Origin of the sequence: Mesorhizobium loti (genome assembly GCA_014189435.1) — a bacterium.
Classification (GTDB): domain Bacteria; phylum Pseudomonadota; class Alphaproteobacteria; order Rhizobiales; family Rhizobiaceae; genus Mesorhizobium; species Mesorhizobium loti_G.
This window is the reverse complement of record CP050293.1, coordinates 3029120-3054660: the sequence shown is the minus strand read 5'-3', so window position 1 is coordinate 3054660 and position 25541 is coordinate 3029120. Positions and strand designations below refer to the sequence as shown.

Below are 25541 nucleotides of genomic sequence, written 5' to 3'. Positions count from 1 at the left end.
ATTCAAGCCCCTGATTGGTCCTCCACGGCAGCCAATATAGGTGAATCGTGACAATTGTGCAGTGCAGCATTTGCATGCCTGCCATGTGTTGGTGATTTCTTTGGCCATATTTCTGCAACGGGGTGAAACTTTTGGCCGACGCGCATCGTAGCCTCGAATGCTGGCTACATGGCCGGTTTTTCCTCGCCACTCCTGGCGAATTCCGGACTGCATGAAAGTGCAGTCCGGCTTTTTGCTTGGGGATTGCTGATGTTCAAGCGGCGCAAGGCAACGGCTAAATTCGTTAAGATCGATGGCATGCATTTTTAACGAGGCGGTTCTATGCTCGGAAGCTTGCACGGTCGGGCAAGGGGGAGGCTGACATCGCTACTGGCGCCAAGCGGGATTTCGCTGCGTTGCTCGACGACCTTTTCGTCGCCTCCGACAAGGGCGACGCAATTGGGGATGACGGGATCGAGGGCGAACAGGCCGGCGCTCGTCCATCCATCCCGTTCGACTATCTCTCGGTGGCCGATGAACTCCATTCCGGCCGCATCAAGGTTTCGGGCAGCGGCTTTGCCACCGAATATCGCGAGGCAGGTGCCGATCTGGCGACCGAATTCGCCGCCTTGCTCGAACACGCCAGGCTGGCTCTCGCCGGCGAAGAGCCAAAGCCCGAGGAAAAGCTGCCGCCGATCGATCCTGAATCCATCGCCGTCGAACTTGGCCTTAACCAGCCCAAGCAAATCGCCGATTTCAGCCGGATGCGCCGCAGCTTTGCCTTCGCCAACCATCCCGACCGTGTCGCCCCGCATCTGCGCCAGCGCGCCATGATCCGCATGCAGGTGGCCAACATGCTGATCGACGAGGCCAAGCGCCGCGCGCTGGCCGGTGCTCGCCGCTAAACGCCACTGGTTCACGCAAAAGTCGGTCTGCCGAGGCTTGGAGAGCGCCTCTGCTTTCCCTATAGATGCGCTTCCTCCCGCGCTTCCGCGCACGCTTTCCCTCCGGAGCAGAATTTCCATGCACAAGCGCCGTCTCGGTCGGACCGATCTTCTTGTTACCCAGATCTGCCTGGGCTCCATGACCTGGGGCCAGCAGAACACCGAGGCCGAGGGCCACGCCCAGATGGACCTGGCCTTTTCGCGCGGCGTCAATTTCATCGACACTGCCGAGCTCTACCCGATCCCGCCCAAGGCGGAGACGCAAGGGCGGACCGAAAAGATCATCGGCAGCTGGATGAAGGCCAACGGCAACCGCGACAAGGTGATCCTGGCCTCAAAAGTCGTCGGCCGCACGGCCAACCGATGGTTTCGCGGCGACAGGCCGTCGCAACTGGTGCGCGCCGATATCTTTGACGCCATCGACAAGTCGCTGGCCAAGCTCGGCACCGACTATCTCGACCTCTACCAGATCCATTGGCCGGAACGCGACATCCCGTGGGGCGCCAACCCGACGCGCGTCGGAGCCGTATCGCCGCGCGCCGATTCTGTCGGCGCGCCGACCGACGAAACGCCGATCGCCGAGACGCTTGCCGTGTTCGACGAACTGGTGAAGGCAGGAAAGATCCGCCATTTCGGCCTGTCGAACGAGAGTTCCTGGGGCGTGATGCGGTTCCTTGCGGAAGCCGACAAGGGGATCGGGCCCCGCGTCGCGTCGATCCAGAACGCCTACAATCTCGTCAACCGCACCTTCGAGGTGAATCTCGCCGAGGTCTGCGAGCACGAGCAGGTGTCGTTGCTGCCCTATTCGCCGCTGGCGCAGGGCTACCTCACCGGCAAATACGACCATGGCGCACGCCCGCAGGGGTCGCGCTCGCAGCTGTTCAATCGCGGCCAGCGCTACGAGACGCCAGGTGCCGCCGAAGCCCAGCTCGAATACAATGAGCTGGCGCGCTCGTTTGGCCTTGAACCGGCGCTGTTTGCCAATGCCTATGTCTCGAGCCGGCCGTTCGTGACCTCGAACATCATCGGCGCAACGACGCTTTCGCAGCTCGACATGGCGCTGTCTTCCGTGGACGTCGTCTGGACGGAGGAAATGCAGAAGGCGGTGGATGCGATCCACCAGCGGGTCGGCAACCCCTGTCCTTGAACGGGATTGGCTGCGGCCGAATACTCGATAATTCCAACGGAGCCGGGCAATCATGAATTTTCCGATAGAGGTGGTCCGCGAACGATTTCCGGCACTGTCCCTGACCGACAAGGGCCGCCGCCGCATCTATCTCGACAATCCGGCCGGCACGCAGGTGCCGCAACAAGTCGCGGACGCCGTGTCGCGCTGCCTCTTGACCACCAACGCCAATCTCGGCGGCTATTTCGAAACGACGATCGCCGCGCAGGCCGTTGTCGACGAGGCGCACCGGGCAATGGCCGATTTCCTCGGTGCGGCTAGCCCTCAGGAAATCATCATCGGCGCCAACATGACGACGCTGACCTATCATATGTCGCGCACGCTCGGCCGCGCGATGCAGCCCGGCGACGAGATCGTCCTCACCCGCATGGACCATGAGGGCAACGTGTCGCCCTGGCTGCAATTGGCCGAGGACCTTGGCCTCGTCGTGCGTTGGCTGCCGTTCGACGAAAAGACCTGGCAGGTCGAAGAGGCAACGCTGGCTGGCCTGCTTTCCGAGAAGACACGGCTGGTCGCGTTGAACTATGCCAGCAATTTGACCGGCTCGATCAATCGCGTGAAGGCGCTGACCGCCATTGCCAGGAATGCCGGCGCCCTTGTCTATGTCGATGCCGTCCAGTTCGCGCCGCACGGCTTGATCGACGTGCAGGATCTCGGCTGCGATTTCCTGATCTGCTCGGCCTATAAATTCTTCGGTCCGCATATGGGCATATTGTGGGGCCGGCGCGACGTCATCGAGACGCTGGAGCCGTACAAGTGCCGCTGTTCATCCAACGGCCTGCCGGAGCGGTTCGAGCTCGGCACGCCGCAGATCGAGCTGATGGCCGGCCTCACGGCGGCGGTCGACTATTTTGCCGACCTGGGTGCGGCGGTGGGCGAGGGTGGCTCGCGCAGGCAGAAGATCGGCAGGGCGTTCGAAGTCGCCATCGCCTATGAAAACCCGTTGGCGCAAAGGCTGATCGACGGTCTGTATGATATCGAGGGCCTGACCATCCACGGCATCACCGATCCGAAGCGGCTTGGTGATCGCGTGCCGACGGTGTCCTTCACCGTCGACGGCATTGTTCCGGAGACGATCACGCGGCAGATGAACGCCGAAAATATCTTCCTGTGGTCCGGCCACAACTACGCCTGGGAGATCGTCCACCAGCTCGGCATTCCGGCCGAGCATGGCGTCGTGCGCATCGGCATTGCCCACTACAACACTACAGCCGAAATCGACGAGACTCTGGAGAGCGTGCACCGGGTCATCGCCATGCTCAGGCAGCAGCGCTCCTGACGCCAGCTTCTATCATCACCGCGTCTTGCCGCCGAAGCCGGTGAGGAACGCAGTGAGATTGTCGCCGAGTTCGTCGCAGAGGTAGCCGCCCTCCTGGACGATGACCGTCGGCAGGCCGAGCTTTGCGATGGCCTCGCCGATGCGCGAGAAGCCAGGCGTCGTCACCGAAAGCCCGCCGAACGGATCGCCTTCGAACGCGTCGAGGCCGAGCGCTACGACCAGCGCGTCCGGCGAAAACGCGCGGATGCGCTGGAACGCCACCTCAAGCGCTTCGAGAAACGCCGCGTCGGCGGATTTGCGCGGCAGCGGGAGGTTGAAATTGTAACCGAGGCCGGGCCCTTCGCCGCGCTCGTCGGCATGGCCCCAGAAGAACGGATAGAAGCGCACCGGATCGGCATGCAGCGAGACGGTCAGCACATCCGGCCGTGCATAGAAGATGCCTTGCGTGCCGTTGCCGTGATGCAGGTCGACATCGAGGATTGCCACGCGTGCGGCCTGTTTGCGCAGAACCTGTGACGCGACGGCCGAGTTGTTGATGAAACAGAAGCCGCCGGCGACATCGGCAAAGGCATGGTGGCCGGGCGGGCGGCACAGCGCGTAGGCGGCCGGCGCGCCTGACATCACCGCCTCGGCCGCATCGACCGCGCTCCACGCGCTCCACAGCGCGCTCTGCCATGTTTCGCCCGAGATCGGGCAAGCGGTGTCGGCCATGTGGTAACCGGCCTGGCCGACCGCCGAGGCCGGATAGGAGCCGTTGCGCGCGATCGGGTGTATGTTTGGAATCACTTCAGCCGACGCGCCTTCGATGCGCTGCCAGCGCGTGTAGATATGCTCGAGGAAATCCAGATATTCGGGCGTATGCACCGCCGAAACTGGGCCGAGTCCATGATTGCGCGGCCGCTCGATCGTGCAACCCGCAGATAATGCGCCGGCTAATAACCTCTCGACGCGCTCCGGCTTTTCCGGATTGGGTTGCGCCGCACCGCTCGAAAGAAAGGCCTTGGGGTCGTGGCGCTTCTGTTCCTCGGCATAGAAGGCTTTCATTCCTGATCCCCATTTTCGGCCGCATCGGCGAAGGCAAAGAAGGCCTCGCCGATGATTTTTTGGGTCTGTTCGTAGCTCGACCAGGCGATGCCCAGCCTTTCATAAAAGGCCTTGGCGCCCTCATTGTCGGTGTCGACGGACAGCCTCAGATACACACCGCCTTCCTTCCGGCACTGCGCCGCAACGTGCCGCAGCAGCCGCTCGCCGATCTTGCGGCCGCGGAACCGGTCCTCGACATAGAGGTCCTGCACATAGACGCCGGGCCGCCCCATCCAGGTCGAAAAGATCGGGAAATGCAGGCAAAGGCCGGCAAATTCGCCGCCGACTTCGGCGATCAAGGTCGAGAAAGCGGGTTTATCGCCAAAGCCGTAAGTTCTGAGATCGTCTGGAGTCGAGATGATGTCCTCGGGCGCGCCGATATGGGTGCCGAGTTTCAGGATCGCCGTGTGGATGGTTTCGACGTCGTCGATCCGGCCGGGTCGGAGGAGAACGTCATTGGATGCTGGATTGATCACGGTCGTCTCTCAAAACGCCACCCGGTCGCCGCCTTTGAGCGCCAGCATGTCGCGCGCTTCGGTGGGCGTTGCAACCTCCAGCGACAGCCCGTCGAGAATGCCACGAATACGGCGCACCTGATCGGCGTTGGATTTCGCCAGCTGGCGTCCGTCATAGAGACTGTCTTCCAGCCCGACCCGGACATTGCCGCCCATCGCCGCGGCGATCGAGATCAGTGGCATCTGCTGACGGCCTGCGGCCAGCACCGAGAACTGATAGCTGTCACCGAACAATTTGTCGGCGATGCGCTTCATATGGATGAGATTGTCCGGGTCGGCGCCTATGCCGCCGAGAATGCCCAGCACGAACTGGATGAACAGCGGTCCCGACACCAGCCCGCGATCGCGGAAATGCGCCAGCGAATAGAGATGGCCAACATCGTAGCATTCGAATTCGAAGCGCGTGCCGCAGCCCTTGCCCAGTCTTTCCAGTACCCCTTCCATATCGGCGAAGGTGTTCTTGAAGATCGTGTCCCGCGTCGCTTCGAGCAGCTTCGGCTCCCATTCGTGCTGCCATTCCCGTGGCTTGTCGAGCATCGGGAACAGCGCGAAATTCATCGAACCCATGTTGAGCGAGCACATTTCGGGTTCGGCCCTGAGCGGTGCCGCCAGCCGCTGGTCCAGCGTCATCAGCGACGAGCCGCCGGTGGTGATGTTGATCACCGCATCGGTCGCCTGCTTGATGCGCGGCAGGAACTGCATGTAGACGTCCGGATCGGCGGTCGGGCGGCCATCGCTGGGGTCGCGGGCGTGCAGATGCAGGATCGAGGCGCCGGCTTCTGCGGCCGCGATCGCGTCGGCGGCGATCTGGTCCGGCGTCACCGGCAGATAGGGCGACATTGACGGCGTGTGCACCGAGCCGGTGACGGCGCAGGTGATGATGACTTTTCGCGAGGCCATGCTTTTACCCTTCGACCGGTAGGTCGAGTTCGGATGCCAGAACCTCCAGCGAGTCGCCGATGATGGAGACGATCTCTCCGACCTGCTCCCTGGTGACGATCATCGGCGGCGCGACCATGAAATTGTCGCCGTCGACGCCGCCCTTGACCCTGCGGCCATAGATGATCAGCCCGCGCTCATAGGCGAGGTCGAGCAGACGCTGCGTGGCTTTCTTGTTCTGGTCGATCGGCCGGAGCGTCTCGGGATCGGCAACCATCTGGGCGCCGGTCAGCAGGCCCTTGCCGCGCACGTCGGCGATGAACGGAAACCGCTTCGCCAGCCCCTTCAGCCCGTCCATCAGCACATCGCCCATGGCAGCCGCATTGGCGATCAGGTCGAGCCGGTCCATTTCACCGAGCACCGCAAGGCCGGCGGCGCAGGCCAGCGGGTTGCCGGCATAGGTGTGGCCGTGCTGGAAACCGCCCGAGTCGAGCAGCGGCTGCACCAGCCGCATCGGGGCGGCGAGCGCGCCAAGCGGCGCATAGCCCGAGCCCAGTCCCTTCGACAGCGCGACGATGTCCGGCTTGCAGTTCCAGTGGTCACCGCCGAGGAATTTGCCGGTGCGGCCGGCCCCGCTCATCACCTCGTCATGGATGAGCAGGATGCCGTAGCGGTCGCAGATCTCGCGGATGCGCGGATAGTAGCTGTCCGGCGCCACCAGGGCCGCGGTCGCAGCACCCCCGATCGGCTCCATGATGAAGGCAACCACGCTGTCTGGACCTTCCGCCAGAATCTTCTCTTCCAGCATGTCGGCATAGCGGATGCCGCGCTGTTCCATCGAGAGATTGTCGCGGTCGCGCCAGGCGTTCGGCGCCGGCACGGTCGGCATCATCCGCATCATCGGCTCGAACGTTTCGGCCAGCGCATCGTCGCCGGTGACTGACAGCGAACCCAGCGTGCCGCCATGATAGGAGGGAAAGCGCGTGATCACCTTCCAGCGGCTGGCCTGGCCGGTCGCGACCGCCCATTGCCGCGCCAGCTTGATGCAGGATTCTGTCGCCTCCGAGCCGCCCGAGACGAAGAAGATGCGGTCCATGCCTTCCGGCAGCTTGCCGGCGAGTTCCCGCGCCAACTCCTCCGCCGGCTCGTTCTCGAAATGCAGCCGGTAGGCGAAGGTGGCGCGGTCCATCTGCCGCTTCATGGCATCCAGCACATTGCGGTTGGAGTGGCCGATATTGGCGACCATCGGGCCGCTCGAGCCGTCGATGAAGCGGCGGCCGTCCTGCGTCCACATATAGATGCCTTCGGCGCGGTCGATCAGCGGCCGGCGCAGGCTGGACAGATAGAACAGATGCGACTCTCGCCGGGCGTCGGTGTCTTGTATGGCGGTCTGGACTTTCGACATGTCAGGGCTTTCCGAGATAACGATCGAGGACATTTTTTGTGACGCGTTCGACCATCGGGTCTTGTCTTAGCAGGCCAGCGACCCATTCGCAGCTTCCGGCGTGGAACACCTCGCCCTTGCCGCGCGGGAAATTGACGATCATGCCGTTGCCGCGTTTGACTTTTTCCAGATTGGCGTCGCTCGCCTCGCCAAACAGCGTCTCGGCGGTGAAGCGGCCATCTTCGTCGGTGAGGAACTGGTCCTCGATCGGAATGTCGGCGCTTTCCTCGACCTGGGATGCCATGCCGACGGCGAGAACCTGCAGGCCATCCGGCGCACCGCTGGTCGCTGTGGGGTAGGGCAGGCCGCCGCGTATCTCGAACTCGAGCCCGTCGACCTCATAGCCGTAGACATGGCTGTCGGCGCCCAGCAGGTCGCCATAGTAGATGCCGGTGCTGGCAAAGGCCCAGTGCTCGGGCCGGTAGACCGGAAAGCCACGCACGCCGCGCGGCGCGCAGCCGCCCCAACCGGCATAGAGGCCACGGGTCGCATTGAGCCCGAAGGTCGCCGATCCGGGCCGGCCGATTTCCGGCGCTTCCCAGGAATTGGTGGCACGGGCGACGTCGCCGCCAGGGAGATAGGCCGGGTCTTCGGCACGCGAGCGATATTTGTAGCAGACCTGCCGGCGGCCCTCGTCCTCAAGCCGCGTCTGCCACATGAAATTGCCGGCAAAGCGCGCCGCATGGCCGCCGCGCTCGACATAGGTGTCAACGGCATCGCGCATTTCCCAGGTCCAGTATTCGTCATGACCGACGAAGACGGCGCAGTCGTAGCCGTCGAGAATTTCGGGCGAAAAATGCAGATCGTGCTGGCTGGCGAGATCGACTTGATAGCCGGCCTGTTCGGCGAAGCGGAAGAAGTGGCTGTCGTAACTGGCCCAGCCCGACGACGCGTATTTCTTCGAATGGCCGGTGGCGAGCGCCCATTCCATATGGGGATAGCGCGGCACGGTCTTGGGCGGCACGGCGACTTCCAGCGGCACGCGCGGCGCATCCTTCGGCAGCACGACGAAGCCACGGCACCAGGGGCGCTGCGTCGACACGATGGGCGAATACTGGTTGCGCTCCGGCCCGGTGATGCCCTGGTAGTGGTTGGAGCCGCCCCAGGTGTTGTAGGCCAGCCATGTCCCCGTCGCCGCCACGTGCAGCACGCGGCCAGGCTTCTTGCCGGGCTTGGGAGAGACAATGAAAAGATGGTGGCTATGGATCGGCTTACCGTCACGGCCGTCTGCGGTCAGCGTGACCCGATAGGCTCCGGACGGCCAGTCATTCTCGATACGGAATTCAAACGACGCTTCCCAGCCGCAGCCTTCAGCCGAACATTGGTCTGGACTTTCCTGCCAGCGCGCCGCGATGCCCGATTTCTCGAACACTTTGGTCTCGTTGCCGCCATCCCGGGTGATTGTCATGCCGAATGTCGGAGCCGTCGAGCTGACATGCAACGCCACCGTTTCGCCGGCGCGATAGGAAAACCGGTCGCTGTAGCACCAGATCTCGCCGCGCTCGCCGTCCATCCCGGGCCACTCGTAATAGTGGCCGCGCACCGCGTGGCGGCGCTGCTCCGGCGTCAGTCCGAAATCGGGGAATTCCGTGTTTGGTCTGGTCATTGTCATACTCAGGCGGAAAGGTATTTCTTGAGGAAGCTGCGCGTGCGTTCCTTCTGCGGCGCGCGGAACATGTCGGCCGGCGGGCCTTCCTCGACGATTACGCCGCCGTCCATGAACAGCACCCTGTCGGCCACTTCGCCCGCAAAGCGCATCTCATGCGTTACGATGAGCATGGTCATATGTTCAGCGGCAAGCTGTTTCATCACCGCGTTGACCTCGTCGACCAGTTCCGGGTCGAGCGCCGAGGTGGCTTCGTCGAACAGCATCACCTTGGGCTGCATCGCCAGCGCACGGGCAATCGCCACACGCTGCTTCTGGCCGCCCGAAAGCCGCGAGGGGTAGGCGTTGATCTTGTCGGCGAGCCCGACCTTGGACAAGAGCCCATGCGCCAGCGCATGCGCGTCACTTTTGGCCATGCCTTTGAGGATGATCGGTCCCATGGAAATGTTCTCGATCACGGTCAGATGCGGGAACAGATTGAAGTGCTGGAAGACCATGCCCATCTGCTGGCGCACCTTGTTGATGTGCCGCTCGAAAGCCTGGCCGTGCAGCTTCTGGTTGACCTGCACGCCGTCGAGCCAGACTTCGCCGCTGTTCAGGGATTCCAGATGGTTGATGGAGCGCAGCAGCGTGCTCTTGCCGGAGCCGCTCGGCCCGATGATCGCGACGATCTGCCCGCGGTCGACCGACAGGTCGATGCCCCTCAGGACCTCGACCGCGCCGAACGATTTGCGTGCGCCGCGAACCTCGACCATTGGCCGCTGCGTGCTCATCGGGAAGCCTCCACATATCTTTCGAACAGGCGCAAACCCGCCTCGAGCACAAGGTTGAGAATGTAGTAGAGCGCCGCCGCGGTGATGTAGAATTCGAACGGGCGGAACGTTTCGCTGATCGCCAGCTGGGCCGAATGGACCAGCTCGGCGATGCCGATGACTGAGACGATCGAGGATTCCTTCAGCAGCGCGATTAGATTGCCGCCGATCGGTGGTGCCGTGTTGCGAATGGCTTGCGGTATCACGACATGGCGCAGCGTCCGCCACTTGCCGAAGCCGATGCTGCGCGCGCCTTCCGTCTGGCCGACATCGACGGCCACGATGCCGGCGCGGATGATGTCGGCATTGTAGACGGCAAAATGCAGGCCAAGCCCGACAATGCCGGCGGCAAGCGCGGGGATGTCGATGCCGATCTGCACCAGGCCGAAATAGATCAGGAACAGCTGCAACAGCAGCGGCGTGCCCATGAACACCCACATGAATGCGCGCACGGGATAGGCAACGATCTTCGGGGCGTAGAGCACGATGACCGCGAACAGGATGCCGCCGACGAAGCTGAGCGCGCCCGCCGAAACGGTCAGCACCGCGGTCCACCAGGCACCTATCAGCAGAAGGTCCCAGTAGGGCGCGACGACGGTGAAATCCAAGCCTTGCATCGTGCTCTCCGGTCAGACGATGGCGAAGCGTTTGTCGAGCAGGTCCACGACCCGCGCCACCGCATAGACCATGATCATGTAGAGCAGGGCTGCAACGCCGAAGATCTCGAACGGCTTGTAGGTGGAGCCGATGAAGCGCTGGGCGGTGTAGGTCAGTTCGACGACTGAAATGGTCGACACCAGTGCGGATCCCTTCAGCAAAGCAACCGTATTGACCCCGAGCGGCCGGATCATCAGCCGCGCGGCCTGCGGCAATACGACCTTGCGCAGCGTCTGGAAACGGCTGAAGCCGATTGTGCGGGCCGCTTCGGTCTGGCCCCTCTCGACCGCGACCAGCGCACCACGGATCGATTCCGCCATATAGGCGCCGATGTTGAGGCCGAGACCGATGACGCCGGCGGCGAACGGCTCCAGATTGATGCCGATCTGCGGGCCGCCGAAATAGAGCACGAAGAGCTGGATCAGGCACGGCGTGCCGCGAAACAGGCTGACATAGAGCGTGCCGATGGTCCGCAGGATCGCCGATCTCGACATCTTGGCGGCCGCGGCCAATGAAGCAGCCGCCAGACCCAGGATCAGGGCCAGCACCGTGATCTCGATCGTCACCAGGGCGGCTTCCACGAAGAACGGGAAGACGCGCTGCATCAAGGAGAAATCCATGAAAGGGTCCAGCAGGAGTGACACCAGGCCTCAGACGGCTTTGGCCGCCTGAAGCCAGGAGGGGTCAGCGTATGTCGCTGCCGACCCACTTCATCGAGATCTTTTCGTAGCTGCCGTCGGCCAGCATGTCGTCCAGCGCCTTCTGCATGGCAGCCTTGAGCTCCGGATTGTCCTTGCGGATGGCGATGCCGATGGCGACAGCGCCGCCTTCGATGTCGGGCGTGTTGAGCTTGCGGACCTTCTCACCCGTCTCCTTGACGGCAACCATGACTGGAATGTTGTCGACGACGATGGCATCGACGCGGCCGGCCCTCAGTTCCAGCAGCAGTTCCGGCAGGCCCTTATAGGTGCGGATGTCCCAGCCGCCTTTTTCGCGCGCCCATTTCTCGTGCGTCTCGCCCAGCGTCACGCCAATGGTCTTGCCCTTGAGGTCGTCGAGGCTCTGCACCTTGGACGCCTCGCTGACGAAAACGGCGCGGCCGGCGTGGTAGTAAGGCCCGACGAAATCGACCACCTTCTCGCGCTCGGGTGTGATCGTCATCGAGCCGACGACGGTGTCGTATTTGTTGGCGAGCAGGCCGGCGATGATGCCGTCCCAGGCCGTGGTGATGATGGCGCCCTTGACGCCGATGCGCTCGGCGATGGCCTTGCCGATATCGGCGTCGAAACCGACGACTTCATTCTGGTCGTTGACGAAGTTGAAGGGCGGATACTGACCGCTCATGGAAATCTTCAACTCGCCCGCCGTCTTGATCTTCTCGAGGTCGTCGGCCCTGGCCGAAACGGCCGTGAAGGTCGACGCAAGCAGCAGGGCCGCAATGGCGATGCCGGAAAATACTCTGTTCATCTGATTTTCTGTCCTCTGGATGGAGCGCAAGGTCTTGTTCTTGGGAGGCGCGGGACGCTTTCCTGACTTCAATGATTGCCTTTGCGGTATCATTGCGCAAATAGATAATGGGAATAGGGAGCATAGATATCAGGAATGGCACTGCCGCGCCCCGAACGGCTGGTCTGGGATCTGGACTGGAACCTTCTGCGGACATTCGTCGTCATCGCGGAGGTCAAGAGCATCACACGCGCCGCCGAGCGGCTGAACCTCAAACAGCCGAGCGTCAGCAATGCGCTGCGGCGGCTGGAAGACCGGGTCGGCCGGCGGCTGGTCGAGCGCGACGCGACGCGCTTCGAACTGACCGAGGTCGGGCGGCTCCTCTACGAGCAGAGCGTTGAGGTGTTCGGCACCATATCGCAACTGCCGCTGCTGATGCGCGGCATCAGCGACGACGTCACCGGCCATGTGATGATCGCGACGGCCAGCCATGTCGTCTCGCCATTGTTCGATAAGGCGCTGTCTGAGTTCCACCGCAACTACCCGCGCGCCAGCATCACCATTTCGGTCGCGGCAAGCACCGAAGTCGCCAAGCAGGTCAGGGAGCGGCGTGCTTCCTTCGGCATCTGCCTGGTCAGCCAGCGCGATCCGGCGCTGGAATACGCGATGGTCTACCGCGAGTTCTTCGGCTTCTTCTGCGGGCCGCAGCACAGGCTCTACGGGCAAACCGGACTGACGCTGGCCGATCTCCGGGGCGAACCCTCGGTATCGTTCCAGACCGACCATATTTCGGACGCGCTGCGGCCGGTCGCGCTGTTGCGCAGCGAAGCCCGGCTGAACGCCGATGTCGTCGGCGTGTCCTCCAGCCTGGAAGAGGTACGGCGCATGATCGTCGCCGGGCTCGGCATCGGTCCGCTGCCGCTGCACGTCGCGCGGCGCGATGTGGCGGATGGAACGCTGTGGCGGCTGCCACCCTATGACGCGCCGCCGGCCATCGACATCTTCCTGCTGGTCAATCCGGACAAGGCGATGAACCGCGCCGAGAAGGCGCTGCTGTCCGGGCTGCAGACGCTGATTGCCGAGACGCCACTGGAGGACCGTATCTACCAAGGCTGACAGGCCGAGACAGGCTCATTCGATCAGCAAGGCCGCCGCGCGGTTCCGCATCGGCTCGTCCAGCGCCACCGAGGCGCGCGCGGCGAGGTCGAAGCGCACGCTGGTCGTCCGGCTCGATGCACGGACGATGCCGTCGAGCGTGCCCGACATCACCTGTTCGAAGGTGATGGAGGTGCGGCCGATTTTCACGACATGCGAATGGATGCTGATGAGCGCCCCTGCTTTCGTTTCGTGCCGATAGTCGATTTCGGTGCGCACATCGGCCCATCCGATCTGCGACGCCTGGTTGTCGTCCTGTCCGGCGATATGGCCAAGAAGCTGGAAGCTGGCATCGTCGAACATCGCCGCGTAGTGACGCACATTCACGTGCCCCATCACATCGCACATCCAGGGATGAGCGACGCCGACAAAGGTGACGAGAGATTTGCTCATGGGGATTTTTGCCTCCGTGGCCATCGACGATCGCGCAGACGCAATATCGAAACGCACGCCGACAGGCAAACGGTCTGCTGTCCCGGCATCTTCAGGCCGAGAATGGCCTTCGGGCTTCGTATTCGTTAGCCGCGCCCTTGGCCGCCTCCATCAAACGGACTATCTCAGGGGAGGCGGCGTTTCCGCCACGGGGGTCGGCATGCTCAGAGTGCAAAAGGTCAAAGTCGACGAGATCTACGTGCCGACGGCGCGCAAGAAGACGCTGCATCCCGAGACCGTCCGCCATCTGGCCGAGGACATCCTGGAAAACGGCATGAAGACGCCGATCCAGGTCCGCCACGACGGCAAGCGACACATCCTCGTCGAAGGCCTGCATCGGCTGGAGGCGGCAAAATGGCTCGGCGAGACCGAGATCGAGGCCTATCTGGTGCAAGCCAAGCGCCACTGACGCGTCGATAGTACATCCAGTTTCTCGACGCAGATATGCTGCTTTGATAAGCCTAATGCCTCGGCGATTGGCGGAAACGCGCCCATCGCTTCGTCATCCACGGGCGGAGCAAGGAGCGCAGCGACGCGGCGCAGACCCGAGTATCCATGCCGCGACTCCAACGCGTCACAACGGTGCAGGATTCTGCTCCGCTGCATTCCTCGACAAGGTCGCGGCATGGATCCTCGGGTCTCCGCGACGTCGCTGCGCTCCTTGCTCCGCCCGTGGATGACGAAGGTGGGCGACGCCTCGGCCCAATCGAAGACGGTGCCGATATTTTTGTCGCCGGCGGTGTCGGTTCGTGTTTGATCCGTTCGTCTTTGGGACGGAAGCCAGATCAAACCGACACCCGAGGACACCATCATGACCACCAAGCTCGACATCGCCCCCACCAATGACCGCGAACTGGTTCTGGCCCGCATCATCGATGCGCCGCGCGAGAACGTCTATCGCTGCTGGACCGACCCGAAACTGGTGACGCAGTGGTTCTCGCCAAAACCGTGGACGACGCCGCGCGCCGAAATGGATGTGCGCACCGGCGGCTCGACCCTTGTCGTCATGGCAGGCCCCGACGGCAACGAATACCCCAACCCCGGCGTTTTCCTCGAAGTCGTTCCCGGCAAGAAAATCGTTCTCACCGACGCCTACACTCAAGCCTGGGACCCGTCGGAAAAGCCGTTCATGACCGTCGTGCTGACCTTCGAGGACGAGGGCAACGGCAAGACCCGCTACGTCGCTCGCGTTCGGCACTGGAGTGTCACTGATCGCGAGCAGCACGAGAAGATGGGTTTCCACGAGGGCTGGGGCCAGTGCACCGACCAGCTCGAAGAACTCGCCAAAACGCTATGATCAGCCAAACGCCTTGATCGGCATGACGCTTTGATATCGGCAGGAGAGGAGATCGATATGTCCAAAACCTTGTTTTTCGCCATTTTTGCTTCGGTCGCAGCGCTTGTTGGCTGCCCGGGCACCACCAATGCAGAGGAGACGAAACCAGCCATGACGACCGCAACGAACGCATTGCCGAAGCCGGAAAAGTCCGGCCTGCTGCCGATCAACGGCCTGAATTACTATTACGCCATCTACGGCAAGGGCGAACCGCTGCTTCTGCTGCATGGCGGTCTTGGCACCACGGACATGTTCGCGCCGATCCTGCCCAAGCTTGCCGAAAACCGTACCGTCATCGGCGTCGACCTGCAGGGTCATGGCCGCACGGCCCTTGGCGACCGCCCATTCAGCGTGGAGGCGATTGGCGATGACATGGCCGATATCGTCAAGGCGCTCGGCTACGACAAGGTCGACGTCATGGGCTATTCGCTGGGCGGCGGCGTCGCTTTCCGCATCGCGGTGCAGCATCCCGAGGTGGTGCGTCGCCTCGTCCTGGTATCGACCGGCTACGCCACGGACGGGTTCTACGACGAGATGCGCTCGCAGCGGGCGCAGGTGAGCGCGGCCGCGGCCGAGTTCATGAAGGACACGCCGATGTACAAATCCTACGTCGCGGTGGCACCGCATCCCGAAGATTTTCCGAAGCTGCTCGATACGCTGGGCAACTTCATGCGTCAGAACCGCGATTACTCCGCCGACGTCGCCAAGCTGAAGATGCCGGTCATGCTGGTCTATGGCGACAGCGACATGTACAAGCCCGAGCACGAGATCAAGTTCTACCAGATGCTCGGCGGCGGGCTGAAGGACGCTGGCTGGATGCGCGAGAACCAGTCGCGGAACCGCCTGGCGATCCTGCCCAACCGCACCCACTATGACACCTTCTTCGCCCCGGAACTGACCGCGGCGGCGCTGCCGTTCCTCAATGGCGAGACCAAGGTGAAGACCTGGGACGAGGTCGTCAGCGAAACGAAATAGCCGGCTACCTATTGCCATCGGCCATCTCAGAGGAGACGGCCGATGGTTTGGTCTATGAAAGTCTGGCGCGGCGCGGCTGCCTGAGATGCTTGATGCCGCTCATCTCGACGAAATTCGTCGCCGCCTCCCAGAGATAGTCGCCATAGAGAAACGGCTCGAAGGGTTCAGCGCCCACCAGCGGCAACGGCGCGATCTCTGCGTCGACGCGCGGTTCGTAGAAGAACGGGATCGAGAAGCGCGCCGTCTTCGGCGCGATCACCCGGTGCCGCGTCGCCCGGACGCGCCCGCCGGTCCAACGCTCCAGCAACTGGCCAAAATTCACCGCCAGCGTGCCGTTGGCCGGCGGTACGTCGATCCATTCGCCGGCGAGGGTCTTTGCCTGCAAGCCCTCGACGCCGTCTTGCGCCAGCAAGGTGACGAAGCCGGAATCGGCATGCTCGCGGCCGATGATGGTGCGGGTCTCGCCCTTGTGGACAACCGAAAATTCCGGGCCGCTGGTGTCGACCCCGGCATTGGCGTCACGCAGGGGATAGCGGATCAGCCGCAGCGTCGAGATGCCGCCTTCGAAATAGGCATCGAAGATGGTTTCCGGCAGCCCAAGCCCGCGGGCGATCGAGCGCATCAGCGCGTTACCCACGGTCTCTATCGCGCGATAGTAATCGGCTGCCGAACCGCGCCAGCCGGGCAAGGCGTCTTCGGCCGGCAAGGGTGTCGGCTCGCACAGCGGATCGTCGGACGCCGGGGCATCAGCCGCATGGGCGAGATCCGGTCCCATATCGATGCCTTCCTTGTAGGAAACAGCTGTCGGCTGCAGCGGGAACCAGCCGCGATAGACATTCTTCTTCGTCCGGTCGAAATTCCAGCGCAGCAGTTTCTGCTTCTCGGCGTCGGCAAGCGCGAAAATGCGCAGCACTTGTGCGCGTTTGTCCGGCGTCAGCCAATCATCACCGGGAAAGTCCCGGACCGCCATGAAGCCGATCCCCGAGGCAGCCGCCATGATCCTGGCGTCGGTACGGTCGCGAGCCGGCGAGGGCGGTCCAAACAGGTCCGCAATGCCGATGGTTTCGATGTCCGCCGTCATGGCCTCAGTTCCACCCGCATCACCATAATCGATGACGTTGTATCAAAGCTTTTCAATTGACCCAATTGGCCCCGCCGCTACCTTGCCGCTTATTCTCTCCACCAATGGATCCCCGTGATGGCAAGATATGAGGGCGGATGCCTGTGCAAGGCGGTGCGCTACCGCGCGGACGCAGGCCCCATCAACGAACGCATCTGCCACTGCCGGGTGTGCCAGAAGGCGATCGGTGCCGCCTTCAACGCACGCGTGTTGTTTCGCATCGACGACGTGACGGTCGATGGGCCAGTGGCGACGATAAACTCCTCGCCGGACCTCAAGCGCGGCTTTTGCCCGAGTTGCGGCACGACGATGTTCTCCCGGCGCGATTCCGCCGGGATTATCGGCATCACCACCGGCTCGCTCGACGACCCCACGGTTTTCAAGCCGCAAATGCATATTTTCACGGCCTCGAAGCAGCCCTGGCTGGTGCTCGATGACGGCCTTCCGCAGCACGAAGGCGCCCCGCCGCCAGGCTAGGCCTTCCCTTCTCTCCTTGTGGGGTGAGCAGCCGGTTCGCGTAAGCGAATTGATCGTGCCGGTGGCACGATGAAAGGCACGCGAACGCCGGGACGCAGCGAAGCAGCGGGGACCCGGCTGGGCGGATCGTCCACCGCCCGGCCCTTCGCAGGCTCAGGGCGTTCGAAGCTCGAAAAGCCAAGCAATTGGCTTTTCGTCCGCTGCGCGGACCGCTTTTCACCCTGACCAAAATTTAATCCAAATCAACACGAGATAGCCGGCAAAGCGTCATTGGCGGGCCATCTTTGTCTCCCTATTTAAGGGTCGCGGGTACGGCATTCGAGGAGACGACGGATGAACGACAGCATCAGCACCCTGGACGAGCTTTTGAGCGATCCGATGGTCCTGCTTGTGATGGAGCGCGCTCGTGTGCGCCCCGAACAGGTGCGCATGCTGCTCGAACGGGCTCGCAATCCTGCGCCCGATAGCGCACGCTCCGATCAGCCGGTCGTTCCGCCGGCCCATATGGTGTCCAGGAGCTGTTTCCAGCAATGGCTGCTTAGTTAGCGCGGTCAGTTGGAGCTGGCCGGCAAATAGCTGTAATGGCTGCGGAAATAGGCGATTCTGAAGCCCATGCGTGCGTAGTTGCGATAGGCCGGGCCGTCGCGTTCCTCGTGCGGCGCCTCGATGTCGGCGACGAACAGTTTCGCGCCGGCCGCAATCCCGTCGCGCACCAGCGCTTCTCCCAGCACCGCGTCGAGATCGAAGCTCGGCGCCATGATGCCGGGCACCGGCGCTTCGATGCCGCTCCAGGCCGCGCCGTCGGGGCCGATGAACAGCGAGCGCACCGCCACCACCGCGCCGTCCCGCTTGGCCATGTAGTGATGCCAGCCCTCCCGGCCGACCAGAGCCATCAGCCAGGGTGAGGTGGGCAGCCGGTAGCTTCTGTCGATGAAGCCGGCCCATTCGCTTGCCAATGCCTTCGTTACACATTCGACTGAAACCCCGTCAGCCATGAAGAGCGGCTCGGACGGCAGCGGTTCCGCCCCGCGATAAATCCGCTCCCAACCGCCCTGGCGCTGCAGGCCGCGCGCCTCGAGCCAGCATCTGAGGCGCGATGGTTCAGTGTGCGGATTGACATAGAACCATGGCCGCGAAATGCCGGCGGCGCGGTAGTGCGACAGCAGCGCGTCGAGCTGGCTTTCGGTGGCCGGGCTGTCGACTCCGAAATTCTTCACGCAGTTGAAATGGACGAACGGGATCGTCGTGCAGGTGGTCCAGGCGAGGCCGCCTTCTTCCGCTATCGAAAGGCCTTGACTTGCGGCGAAATCGGCAGGCGCGGCGGCATAGAGGTCCAGCCAGGCATTCACCTCTGCGTGCTCGATAATACGGCTGAGGTCGCGAGAGACATCTTCGATGGCGATGCCAGGCGGGTACGGTTCGGGCAGGGGCTGCAATTCTGACAGGGCGGTCTGCATGGCTCTCCTCCGTCATTGCCTTACAGTGTAAGATTAGCGAATCTTAATATGAAGGCGCGGCTTGTCAAGCGGCGCCTTACAAATCCGTAAATTGGATTCAGGGGATCGCCAGACTATTGCTCGGCAGGGATCGCCCCCTACGATTGTTCAACAGAAAGGCTCGACATGGCAGACATCTGCACCCAAGGCGTCGACACCGGCTTCGTCGGCTTGGGATTCGCCAAGGTGGCGTTCCTCGGCGTGGTGCAAGGCATCACCGAATTGCTGCCGATTTCCTCGACCGCGCATATGCGCATCGTGCCGGCCGTGCTCGGCTGGCAGGATCCCGGCTCCGCCTTCTCCGCCGCCATGCAGCTCGCGGCCCTTGCCGCGGTGGTCAGCTATTTCTGGAGTGACGTCAGGGATATCCTGTTTGGTTCGCTCGACGCCCTGGCGCGACGCGATTTCGCTGACCGGCATTTCCGGCTGGCGCTCTGGATCATATTGGCGACGATCCCGATCGTCATCGCCGGCGTTGCCCTGTCGGGCGTGCTCAACGCCTGCAATTCGCCGCTGCGCAGCCTGACGGTGATCGGCTGGGCCTGCATCGTCATGGCCATCCTGCTGGCGCTGGCCGAGATTTTTGCACGCCACCGGCGCAGCATGGGCGAAGCCTCGCTGATTGACGCGCTGCTTGTCGGTATCGCCCAGATCGGCGCGCTTATCCCCGGCGTCTCGCGCTCGGGCTCAACCCTGACCGCAGCGCTGGGGCTCGGCTTCAAGCGGGCCGAAGCGGCGCGCTTCTCGTTCCTGCTCGGGCTGCCGGCGATCGCACTCGCCGGTCTCAAGGAACTCTGGGAACTGCACAAGGTCCATCTCGACGCCCATGGCTGGTCGGTCCTCGCCGTCGGGCTTGTCGTCGCATCAATCTCCGCCTTCTTCGCCATATGGGGGTTGATGCGCGTGCTTGAGCGTTTTTCGGCCTGGCCATTCGTCATCTATCGTGGCGTACTCGGCATCGTTTTGTTGTTGAGCGTCGCCATGGGATGGCTTGTCTAAGCGCCTGAGCCTTCCACAGTATCGCTTGAAACGGGCTATATCCGTACCGGACCTTTTCGATTCTCCGGTACGCGCATGGACTTCTTGACCCTCCTGCAATCACTGCCATTGCTGCTGGCGCTGGCCAAGGGTGCGTTGCCGTCGGTGGCGGCATTTGGCATGGGGTTTGGCCAGTGGGTCGCTTCGCTGCCGCCATGCCGGGACTTCGCCTTCGAGGCGACCAGCTATCTCGTGTGCGAGGTTGATCCGAAACGATATCAGGTCGAGCTGTTCTGGAAGGATCCGGCCGGCAAGCCGTTTCAGTCGCTGCACAATCTCCATGTCTCGCAACAGGCGGCCGGGCGCACCATGCTATTCGGCATCAATGCCGGCATGTATCACCCGAACCTCGCGCCGGTCGGTCTCTATGTCGAGCATGGCCAGGAAATGGCATCGGTGAAGACGGGATCGGGAAGCGGCAATTTTTCGCTGCAGCCGAACGGCATTTTCTACATGCGCGACGGCAAGGCCGCGGTCCGCGCCACCAAGGATTTTGTGAAAAGGCGTCCGAGCGTCGACTATGCGACGCAATCCGGGCCGATGCTGGTGATCGACGGCAAGCTGCATCCGAAATTCCAGGCTGACGGCACCTCGCGAAAAACCCGCGACGGTGTCGGAGTGCGAAAGGACGGCGTCGCGGTGTTTGCGATTTCGAACGGCACGGTCACCTTCCATGCCTTCGCCCGGCTTTTCCGCGACGCGCTCGGCTGCGACAATGCGCTGTTCCTCGACGGCACGATATCAAGCCTGTTTGCGCCTGCCATCGGCCGCAATGACGACTACTGGAATCTGGGGCCGATGATCGGCGTCTTCAGGAAGCCCTAGCTTTTCCAACGCGCTTGTCGCTGCGATAGAAGACTTTGACGACGATCGCCGCGATGGCGGCTGCTACAATGGCTGCGATCGCCGCCAGGCCGAACAGGCTCGATGCGCCGAGCTCGGCGAAGCGGTCGGCCCCCTTGGCCACCAGCCATCCCGGCGACAGCACGGCCGGCGCCCACAGGATTGCCGACAGAACATTGGCGATCTGGAAACGCCGCCGGTTCATGCCCATCATGCCGGCGACCAGCGGCACGGTAGCGCGCAGCGGGCCGAAGAAGCGCCCGAGAAAAATCGCGGCGAAGCCGTAGCGCCGGAAGAACAGGCGCGCTTTGGCGATTTCGCGGCGAAAGCGGTTGAGTGGCCATTTGTGGACGACGCCGCGCCCAAGCCATATGCCGAGAAAATAGGAGATGGTGTCGCCCAGCGCCGCTCCGATCATCGCGGCCAGCAGAACGGGCAGCGGCTCGATGATTCCGGCTCCGACCAGGCCGCCGACGATCACCAGAACGGTGGTGCCCGGCAGCAGGATGCCGATCAGGATCAGCGATTCACCGAACGCCAGCAGCCCGACCACGGCGCCGGCCCAGGCCTGATGGGTCTCGATGAAACATACACTTTGATCGATGAACGATTGCACGCCGGCTCCGGGGCAAGACAGATTGCCGTTTCTCAGCTGCCGCTGTCGAGCAGGCTCTTGAGCTCATCCAGTTTGTCGTTGACGAGCCAGCCATAGTAATTCTCGACCGGCAGCTTGCGGCCTTTGCCGCTTCCTGCGGCCGCGCGCAGTTCGGCGGCCCTGCGCCTGGGCTGGCCGACATTGTAGAGCGTCGCCGTGATGCCCGGATTGCCGGAAATATCGAAGCCCTGTTCCTTGTAGGCATCGATGGCGTCCCGCACGATGGCCGCGATGTAGACGATGCTGCGGTCGGGATCCATGACGTCGCGATAGATCGCCTGCGGGTGGTCGGGCGTCAGCCTGTCATAGCCGCTCACCTTGTTGACGAGATCGGTGACCTCAAGCGCTGTCAGCGGACTGATCTGCCCGAGCCCGAATGTCTGGCCGGCGAAGAAGGGTTGGAAGAAGGCCTGCTGGAAGGTCATCGCGGGAAAAGCGACGCCATCGACCGTCTTGCCGCGAAAATGCCGGATCCAGATATCGTCGCGGCAGCTCCACAAGGCGGCACTGCCCTTGGCTTGCGCGCAAGGCTCGAATTCCGGCCGCTCGACGAAGGTCTGCACCGGCATGCCCTTGTAGCGGAAGGCAAAGTCGAGGCCGGAATAGGACAGCGCCTTGACATAATAGGTCTGCACCGAGCCGACGGCGGTCACATTGTAGGTGTGTTCGCCGACCAGCGCGCCGACGATGTGAACCGGATCGATATCATAGGCCGCCGCCACTTCCTTGATGCGCGCCACCAGCGTCTTCTCGCGCTTCAAAAGCGCGATGATCTTCTCGTATTTTTCCTCATAGGTGGTCTTGAACGCGCGCGTTCGCGTTGCCGAGGCATCCGGGATTTCTGGCTGCGTCTCTGATCGATTGCCTGGAGGCACGACAATGAGTGCGCCAGCACGCGCGCCCTGGGCCGCAAGCGCCTCGCCACAGGGGACGGTCGCGAGCAGGAGGGCGAAAAACAGTCGCTGCAATGCAGTCATCAGGATGCCTTCGGGGATGTGTCGGCGGAAAGGGCGGGGAGGCACCTGTCGTCTCAACAGAGACATCGTGGCACTGTCAAGGCCGGCCTGGCGGTTGGCGCCGGCGACCGGATTTCGGTGTTCCGCATGCACGAAAAAAACTTGATTCAAACTTTATTGGTAATTTCTCGTTCATAACTGATCCGGTTTGTCCGTTGGCTGTCGTTTTGCCCTCGGTCTGTTGTGTTTTGAGTACAGGTCCAGATGCGGATTCCGGGCGTCGTCAGTTTTTTGATCGCATCGCTATGCCTTGCCGGCTGCTCGTCAACGGCCGGCGTCGACGCGCTGGATTTGCAGAAACCGTCCAACGAGACCACCAGTTCCGTGATACGGCCGCCGGCGCCGATCACCGCTGCTCCGGCGGCAAGGGGTAACAGGGCGGCAAGGGCCGAATTGGCTCCCATGTCTGACAACGGTCCGGCGGAAAGAACGCGCCCGTTCGGCTTGGCGGAGGAGGAAGAGACGGGGGTGTTTGCCGCGCCCGATGTGCCTGATCCCCAAGTGCCTGATGTCGGCGGGCTGCCGGTCGAGCCGGCAGCCTTGGTGTCGCCGCCCAAGCTGTTGACCCGCGCGGCACCGGCCATGCTTGCCGGGCCGCTCACCCGTTACGGTTTTCGCGATGCCAAGCCGATCAATTTCGGCAAGGCTTCACCCCGCCACCTTGCCGTGCACGGCGTCGACGTCTCGCGCTGGCAAGGCAACGTCAACTGGGACAAATTGCGCGCTCAGGGCGCCAACTTCGCCTACATCAAGGCGACCGACGGCGGCGACCATCTCGATCCGATGTTCATGAAGAACTGGCGCAATGCCGACACTGCCGGCCTGAAGCGTGGCGCCTACCATTTCTTCTACTGGTGCCGCACGGCCGGTGAGCAGGCCGACTGGTTCATCCGCAACGTGCCCAGGGTAGAAGGCGCGCTGCCGCCGGTCATCGACGTCGAGTGGAATGGCGAGTCCAGTTGCAAGCGGCGGCCGTCGCGCGAAAAGGTGCTGGAGAAGATGCAGGTGTTCATGGACAGGCTGGAGCGCTACTACGGCCAGCGGCCCATCATCTACACCGCGCCCGATTTCTACCGCGACAATCTGCGCGGCGCCTTCCTCGATTATCCGTTCTGGCTGCGGGCAGTCGCGCGGCATCCGTCGAAGGTCTACCCCGACCGCAAATGGCTGTTCTGGCAGTATTCCGGCTCCGGCCTGTCGCATGGCGTCACCGGCCGCATCGACCTCAACGTCTTCCATGGCGACGAACGGCAATGGCGCGCCTGGGCTGGCGGACGGCAGACCGTGGCCGACGCCGACTGAGACAGCCGTCAGGTCCGGCGTACTTCGCTCTCCCTGATGTCCGCCGTCTGGGCCAGCACCCAGTCTCGGAACACCTTGATCTTCGGCGTGTTGCGGCGGCTTTCCAGATGCACCAGCCAATAGCCGTCGCCGTCGGAGCCGAGGACTTCGAATGGCTGTATCAACTGGCCCTTTGCCAGAAGCGCGCTGTAGATGTTGCGGGTGAGGATCGCAGCGCCCTGATCGGTCAGTGCCGCCATCGCATCGTAAGCCTGCGAACCTAGCATTGGACCCGCGATGACGCGATCGGGATCGAAGGGCACGCCGGCTGCTTCGAACCAGATTTTCCACCAGGGATCTGTCGCACAGCACAGCGCTACGTTGTAGAGATCCTCGGGGTGGCGAATACCGCCCACGCTCTCGGCCAGCTTGGGGCTGAGCATCGGCGTGTAGTCCGCCTTGAACAGATAATGCGCTGTCAGGCCGGGCCATTTTCCGGTGCCGGTTCTGATCCCGATATCCATGTCCTCGCGCGTGAAATCGACCAGCCGGGCCGATGTATTCACTTTCACGGCAAGATCGGGATGCATCAGCTGGAATGTACCGAGCCATACGGCCAGCCAGTTCGTTGCGAATGTTTCCATGGTCGTGACGGAAAGCACGCCGGTCGCCCCACCCTTGGTGGCGACCCACGCATCCGCCAGGGCCGAGAACGCGCCCGTTGCGTGCGGCGCCAATTGCTGCCCGGCCTCGGTCAGGGCGATCTGCCTTGTTTTTCTTATGAAAAGCGGTGTTCCGGCGCGTTCTTCCAGCACCTTGATCTGATAGCTGGCGGCAGACTGGGTCATGCCGAGTTCTTCGGCGGCCTTGGTGAAACTGCCCAGTCGTGCCGCGGCTTCAAAGACCCTGATAGCGCCTAGCGGCGGCAGCTCCCAACTCATGATGCATCAATCCTCCTGATGCATGCTACGCGACGTTCGATTGGAATCCAAGGCCGGAAACAGGCATGCTCTGTTCATCAACTCGAACCCGGAAGGACACGGCAATGACCACGACCCTCTACAACACGCTTCGTCGCCCGACGCTCGATCTCTTCATCGCTCCGTTCAGGCCCCGCTCGCGCCGCCTGCTCGATCACCGTTCCCTTTCGGACCATTTCCTGCGCGATATCGGCGTGCTCGACGGACATGTTCCCAACGGCAGCATCCGCTGAGGCAAGTCTCTTTGACCGACGTAGAATGCAAGGGAGGGAAAGATGAGCGTGTCATCGGAGGATCTGGCGAAGAGCCGTCAAACGATCAGCGCTTACGAGGATTATGCGGAACAGTATGACGCCATCGTGAGGCATGTTCCCAACGAAAGGGAGCAGGCATCGCTAAAGCGCCTTGTGGCGATCGCCGGCACGGGCGGCCGGATTCTGGAAGTCGGGTCGGGGCCTGGATACGACGCGGACTTTCTGGAGAATTTGGGCGTCAAGGTTCGGCGCACCGACGCGACCAAGCGGTTTCTGGAGCTGCAGGCCGCGCGTGGCAAGCATGGCGAGCTTCTCGATCTCATCACCGATGATCTCGGCGGCCCCTACGACGCGGTCCTGGCCCTGTGCGTGTTGATCCATGTGCCGCGCGACCAGACCGACCAGGTGCTTGCCAAGATAGCCGGGTCGCTGCGGCCGGGCGGCGTCTTCCTCGTCTCGATGCGCAATGGCGACGGCGAGACATCGGGTGAATATCATACGGTGTATTGGCGCAGGGACGACTTCGCGGCCCGTCTCGAAAGCGCCGGGCTGGTTCTCATCAGGGACGATTTCAACGTCGGCCGCAATAGCGAAGAATGGAACACGTTCCTGGCCGTGAAGCCTGCATGACGCGGCGTGGGCTGTTGTTGTTT

General features: G+C 62.8%; 29 protein-coding genes. 14 read left to right on the top strand and 15 right to left on the bottom strand.

Annotated elements, in window-relative coordinates; translation table 11 throughout:
• Window positions 1–395 precede the first annotated feature (395 nt).
• The 3 genes from HB777_14980 (at window position 396) to HB777_14970 (ending at window position 3388) form a co-directional block, all read left to right on the top strand.
• Window positions 396–884 (top strand): hypothetical protein, encoded by a 489-nt coding sequence (locus HB777_14980; GenBank protein ID QND65062.1) that lies wholly within the window; start codon window positions 396–398, stop codon window positions 882–884.
• Between the two features lie 118 nt (window positions 885–1002).
• A complete protein-coding gene (locus HB777_14975) occupies window positions 1003–2070 on the top strand; it encodes an aldo/keto reductase (GenBank protein QND65061.1) in 1068 nt (355 codons plus the stop codon).
• Between the two features lie 52 nt (window positions 2071–2122).
• Window positions 2123–3388 carry a cysteine desulfurase-like protein gene (locus HB777_14970; protein QND65060.1) on the top strand — a complete coding sequence of 422 codons (1266 nt, stop codon included), beginning with the start codon at window positions 2123–2125 and terminating at the stop codon, window positions 3386–3388.
• A 15-nt stretch (window positions 3389–3403) separates the two neighbouring features.
• Here HB777_14970 and HB777_14965 read toward each other — a convergent pair whose 3' ends face one another.
• The 9 genes from HB777_14965 to HB777_14925 form a co-directional block, all read right to left on the bottom strand.
• Window positions 3404–4432, bottom strand: a complete 1029-nt coding sequence (locus tag HB777_14965) for a histone deacetylase family protein (GenBank protein QND65059.1) — start codon at window positions 4430–4432, stop codon at window positions 3404–3406.
• Window positions 4429–4944 carry a GNAT family N-acetyltransferase gene (locus HB777_14960; protein QND68781.1) on the bottom strand — a complete coding sequence of 172 codons (516 nt, stop codon included), beginning with the start codon at window positions 4942–4944 and terminating at the stop codon, window positions 4429–4431. The genes HB777_14965 and HB777_14960 overlap by 4 nt, the downstream gene beginning before the upstream one ends.
• Before the next feature lie 12 nt (window positions 4945–4956).
• Window positions 4957–5886, bottom strand: a complete 930-nt coding sequence (locus HB777_14955; GenBank protein QND65058.1) for a 3-keto-5-aminohexanoate cleavage protein — start codon at window positions 5884–5886, stop codon at window positions 4957–4959.
• Window positions 5887–5890: 4 nt separating this feature from the next.
• The gene (locus HB777_14950; GenBank protein QND65057.1) at window positions 5891–7270 is read right to left on the bottom strand and encodes an aspartate aminotransferase family protein; all 1380 of its coding nucleotides are present in this window, start codon (window positions 7268–7270) and stop codon (window positions 5891–5893) included.
• A 1-nt stretch (window position 7271) separates the two neighbouring features.
• A complete protein-coding gene (locus tag HB777_14945; protein ID QND65056.1) occupies window positions 7272–8915 on the bottom strand; it encodes a ThuA domain-containing protein in 1644 nt (547 codons plus the stop codon).
• Between the two features lie 8 nt (window positions 8916–8923).
• On the bottom strand, window positions 8924–9670 hold the full coding sequence (locus tag HB777_14940) for an amino acid ABC transporter ATP-binding protein (GenBank protein QND68780.1): 747 nt from the start codon (window positions 9668–9670) through the stop codon (window positions 8924–8926).
• Between the two features lie 14 nt (window positions 9671–9684).
• Window positions 9685–10344 (bottom strand): amino acid ABC transporter permease, encoded by a 660-nt coding sequence (locus HB777_14935; protein QND65055.1) that lies wholly within the window; start codon window positions 10342–10344, stop codon window positions 9685–9687.
• Between the two features lie 12 nt (window positions 10345–10356).
• Window positions 10357–11004, bottom strand: coding sequence for an amino acid ABC transporter permease (locus HB777_14930; protein ID QND65054.1), 648 nt, complete (start codon window positions 11002–11004; stop codon window positions 10357–10359).
• Window positions 11005–11068: 64 nt separating this feature from the next.
• Window positions 11069–11851 (bottom strand): transporter substrate-binding domain-containing protein, encoded by a 783-nt coding sequence (locus tag HB777_14925; protein ID QND65053.1) that lies wholly within the window; start codon window positions 11849–11851, stop codon window positions 11069–11071.
• Between the two features lie 135 nt (window positions 11852–11986).
• Between HB777_14925 and HB777_14920 the strand changes: the two genes are divergently transcribed.
• A complete protein-coding gene (locus tag HB777_14920) occupies window positions 11987–12946 on the top strand; it encodes a LysR family transcriptional regulator (GenBank protein QND65052.1) in 960 nt (319 codons plus the stop codon).
• Window positions 12947–12961: 15 nt separating this feature from the next.
• On the opposite strand, the gene HB777_14915 is transcribed toward HB777_14920, so the two are convergent.
• A complete protein-coding gene (locus tag HB777_14915) occupies window positions 12962–13378 on the bottom strand; it encodes an acyl-CoA thioesterase (protein ID QND65051.1) in 417 nt (138 codons plus the stop codon).
• 199 nt (window positions 13379–13577) lie between these two features.
• Here HB777_14915 and HB777_14910 point away from each other — a divergent pair, with 199 nt between their 5' ends.
• The 3 genes from HB777_14910 (at window position 13578) to HB777_14900 (ending at window position 15728) form a co-directional block, all read left to right on the top strand.
• Complete coding sequence (locus HB777_14910) at window positions 13578–13826, top strand: ParB N-terminal domain-containing protein (GenBank protein ID QND65050.1); 249 nt, start codon at window positions 13578–13580, stop codon at window positions 13824–13826.
• 402 nt (window positions 13827–14228) lie between these two features.
• Window positions 14229–14714 (top strand): SRPBCC family protein, encoded by a 486-nt coding sequence (locus HB777_14905; GenBank protein ID QND65049.1) that lies wholly within the window; start codon window positions 14229–14231, stop codon window positions 14712–14714.
• 57 nt (window positions 14715–14771) lie between these two features.
• Window positions 14772–15728 (top strand): alpha/beta hydrolase, encoded by a 957-nt coding sequence (locus HB777_14900; protein ID QND65048.1) that lies wholly within the window; start codon window positions 14772–14774, stop codon window positions 15726–15728.
• 52 nt (window positions 15729–15780) lie between these two features.
• Here HB777_14900 and HB777_14895 read toward each other — a convergent pair whose 3' ends face one another.
• Window positions 15781–16809, bottom strand: coding sequence for an isopenicillin N synthase family oxygenase (locus HB777_14895; protein QND65047.1), 1029 nt, complete (start codon window positions 16807–16809; stop codon window positions 15781–15783).
• 117 nt (window positions 16810–16926) lie between these two features.
• On the opposite strand from HB777_14895, the gene HB777_14890 reads away from it, so the two are divergent.
• The gene (locus tag HB777_14890) at window positions 16927–17325 is read left to right on the top strand and encodes a GFA family protein (GenBank protein QND65046.1); all 399 of its coding nucleotides are present in this window, start codon (window positions 16927–16929) and stop codon (window positions 17323–17325) included.
• Between the two features lie 333 nt (window positions 17326–17658).
• Window positions 17659–17871, top strand: coding sequence for a hypothetical protein (locus tag HB777_14885; GenBank protein QND65045.1), 213 nt, complete (start codon window positions 17659–17661; stop codon window positions 17869–17871).
• A 5-nt stretch (window positions 17872–17876) separates the two neighbouring features.
• Here the strand turns inward: HB777_14885 and HB777_14880 are convergent, their stop codons facing one another.
• A complete protein-coding gene (locus HB777_14880) occupies window positions 17877–18782 on the bottom strand; it encodes a hypothetical protein (protein QND65044.1) in 906 nt (301 codons plus the stop codon).
• Between the two features lie 165 nt (window positions 18783–18947).
• Here HB777_14880 and HB777_14875 point away from each other — a divergent pair, with 165 nt between their 5' ends.
• Window positions 18948–19820, top strand: a complete 873-nt coding sequence (locus tag HB777_14875) for an undecaprenyl-diphosphate phosphatase (protein ID QND65043.1) — start codon at window positions 18948–18950, stop codon at window positions 19818–19820.
• Window positions 19821–19895: 75 nt separating this feature from the next.
• On the top strand, window positions 19896–20684 hold the full coding sequence (locus HB777_14870; protein ID QND65042.1) for a phosphodiester glycosidase family protein: 789 nt from the start codon (window positions 19896–19898) through the stop codon (window positions 20682–20684).
• Here HB777_14870 and HB777_14865 read toward each other — a convergent pair.
• Window positions 20671–21318, bottom strand: a complete 648-nt coding sequence (locus HB777_14865) for a DedA family protein (protein ID QND65041.1) — start codon at window positions 21316–21318, stop codon at window positions 20671–20673. The genes HB777_14870 and HB777_14865 overlap by 14 nt on opposite strands.
• 32 nt (window positions 21319–21350) lie before the next feature.
• A complete protein-coding gene (locus HB777_14860; protein QND65040.1) occupies window positions 21351–22334 on the bottom strand; it encodes a DUF1402 family protein in 984 nt (327 codons plus the stop codon).
• 243 nt (window positions 22335–22577) lie between these two features.
• On the opposite strand from HB777_14860, the gene HB777_14855 reads away from it, so the two are divergent.
• Window positions 22578–23675 (top strand): glycoside hydrolase family 25 protein, encoded by a 1098-nt coding sequence (locus HB777_14855; GenBank protein ID QND65039.1) that lies wholly within the window; start codon window positions 22578–22580, stop codon window positions 23673–23675.
• 8 nt (window positions 23676–23683) lie between these two features.
• Here HB777_14855 and HB777_14850 read toward each other — a convergent pair whose 3' ends face one another.
• The gene (locus HB777_14850; GenBank protein ID QND65038.1) at window positions 23684–24595 is read right to left on the bottom strand and encodes a LysR family transcriptional regulator; all 912 of its coding nucleotides are present in this window, start codon (window positions 24593–24595) and stop codon (window positions 23684–23686) included.
• Window positions 24596–24699: 104 nt separating this feature from the next.
• Between HB777_14850 and HB777_14845 the strand changes: the two genes are divergently transcribed.
• Window positions 24700–24867, top strand: coding sequence for a hypothetical protein (locus HB777_14845; protein QND65037.1), 168 nt, complete (start codon window positions 24700–24702; stop codon window positions 24865–24867).
• Between the two features lie 42 nt (window positions 24868–24909).
• Window positions 24910–25518, top strand: coding sequence for a class I SAM-dependent methyltransferase (locus tag HB777_14840; protein ID QND65036.1), 609 nt, complete (start codon window positions 24910–24912; stop codon window positions 25516–25518).
• The last annotated feature ends 23 nt before the right edge of the window (window positions 25519–25541 follow it).

Bases quoted from the DNA above. Each gene is read 5' to 3' on its own strand.
- HB777_14975 (QND65061.1), top strand. From the start codon at position 1,003: ATGCACAAGCGCCGTCTCGGTCGGACCGATCTTCTTGTTACCCAGATC.
- HB777_14970 (QND65060.1), top strand. From the start codon at position 2,123: ATGAATTTTCCGATAGAGGTGGTCCGCGAACGATTTCCGGCACTGTCC.
- HB777_14965 (QND65059.1), bottom strand. From the start codon at position 4,432: ATGAAAGCCTTCTATGCCGAGGAACAGAAGCGCCACGACCCCAAGGCC.
- HB777_14955 (QND65058.1), bottom strand. From the start codon at position 5,886: ATGGCCTCGCGAAAAGTCATCATCACCTGCGCCGTCACCGGCTCGGTG.
- HB777_14950 (QND65057.1), bottom strand. From the start codon at position 7,270: ATGTCGAAAGTCCAGACCGCCATACAAGACACCGACGCCCGGCGAGAG.
- HB777_14945 (QND65056.1), bottom strand. From the start codon at position 8,915: ATGACCAGACCAAACACGGAATTCCCCGATTTCGGACTGACGCCGGAG.
- HB777_14940 (QND68780.1), bottom strand. From the start codon at position 9,670: ATGGTCGAGGTTCGCGGCGCACGCAAATCGTTCGGCGCGGTCGAGGTC.
- HB777_14935 (QND65055.1), bottom strand. From the start codon at position 10,344: ATGCAAGGCTTGGATTTCACCGTCGTCGCGCCCTACTGGGACCTTCTG.
- HB777_14930 (QND65054.1), bottom strand. From the start codon at position 11,004: ATGGATTTCTCCTTGATGCAGCGCGTCTTCCCGTTCTTCGTGGAAGCC.
- HB777_14925 (QND65053.1), bottom strand. From the start codon at position 11,851: ATGAACAGAGTATTTTCCGGCATCGCCATTGCGGCCCTGCTGCTTGCG.
- HB777_14920 (QND65052.1), top strand. From the start codon at position 11,987: ATGGCACTGCCGCGCCCCGAACGGCTGGTCTGGGATCTGGACTGGAAC.
- HB777_14915 (QND65051.1), bottom strand. From the start codon at position 13,378: ATGAGCAAATCTCTCGTCACCTTTGTCGGCGTCGCTCATCCCTGGATG.
- HB777_14910 (QND65050.1), top strand. From the start codon at position 13,578: ATGCTCAGAGTGCAAAAGGTCAAAGTCGACGAGATCTACGTGCCGACG.
- HB777_14905 (QND65049.1), top strand. From the start codon at position 14,229: ATGACCACCAAGCTCGACATCGCCCCCACCAATGACCGCGAACTGGTT.
- HB777_14900 (QND65048.1), top strand. From the start codon at position 14,772: ATGTCCAAAACCTTGTTTTTCGCCATTTTTGCTTCGGTCGCAGCGCTT.
- HB777_14895 (QND65047.1), bottom strand. From the start codon at position 16,809: ATGACGGCGGACATCGAAACCATCGGCATTGCGGACCTGTTTGGACCG.
- HB777_14890 (QND65046.1), top strand. From the start codon at position 16,927: ATGGCAAGATATGAGGGCGGATGCCTGTGCAAGGCGGTGCGCTACCGC.
- HB777_14885 (QND65045.1), top strand. From the start codon at position 17,659: ATGAACGACAGCATCAGCACCCTGGACGAGCTTTTGAGCGATCCGATG.
- HB777_14880 (QND65044.1), bottom strand. From the start codon at position 18,782: ATGCAGACCGCCCTGTCAGAATTGCAGCCCCTGCCCGAACCGTACCCG.
- HB777_14875 (QND65043.1), top strand. From the start codon at position 18,948: ATGGCAGACATCTGCACCCAAGGCGTCGACACCGGCTTCGTCGGCTTG.
- HB777_14870 (QND65042.1), top strand. From the start codon at position 19,896: ATGGACTTCTTGACCCTCCTGCAATCACTGCCATTGCTGCTGGCGCTG.
- HB777_14860 (QND65040.1), bottom strand. From the start codon at position 22,334: ATGACTGCATTGCAGCGACTGTTTTTCGCCCTCCTGCTCGCGACCGTC.
- HB777_14855 (QND65039.1), top strand. From the start codon at position 22,578: ATGCGGATTCCGGGCGTCGTCAGTTTTTTGATCGCATCGCTATGCCTT.
- HB777_14850 (QND65038.1), bottom strand. From the start codon at position 24,595: ATGAGTTGGGAGCTGCCGCCGCTAGGCGCTATCAGGGTCTTTGAAGCC.
- HB777_14845 (QND65037.1), top strand. From the start codon at position 24,700: ATGACCACGACCCTCTACAACACGCTTCGTCGCCCGACGCTCGATCTC.
- HB777_14840 (QND65036.1), top strand. From the start codon at position 24,910: ATGAGCGTGTCATCGGAGGATCTGGCGAAGAGCCGTCAAACGATCAGC.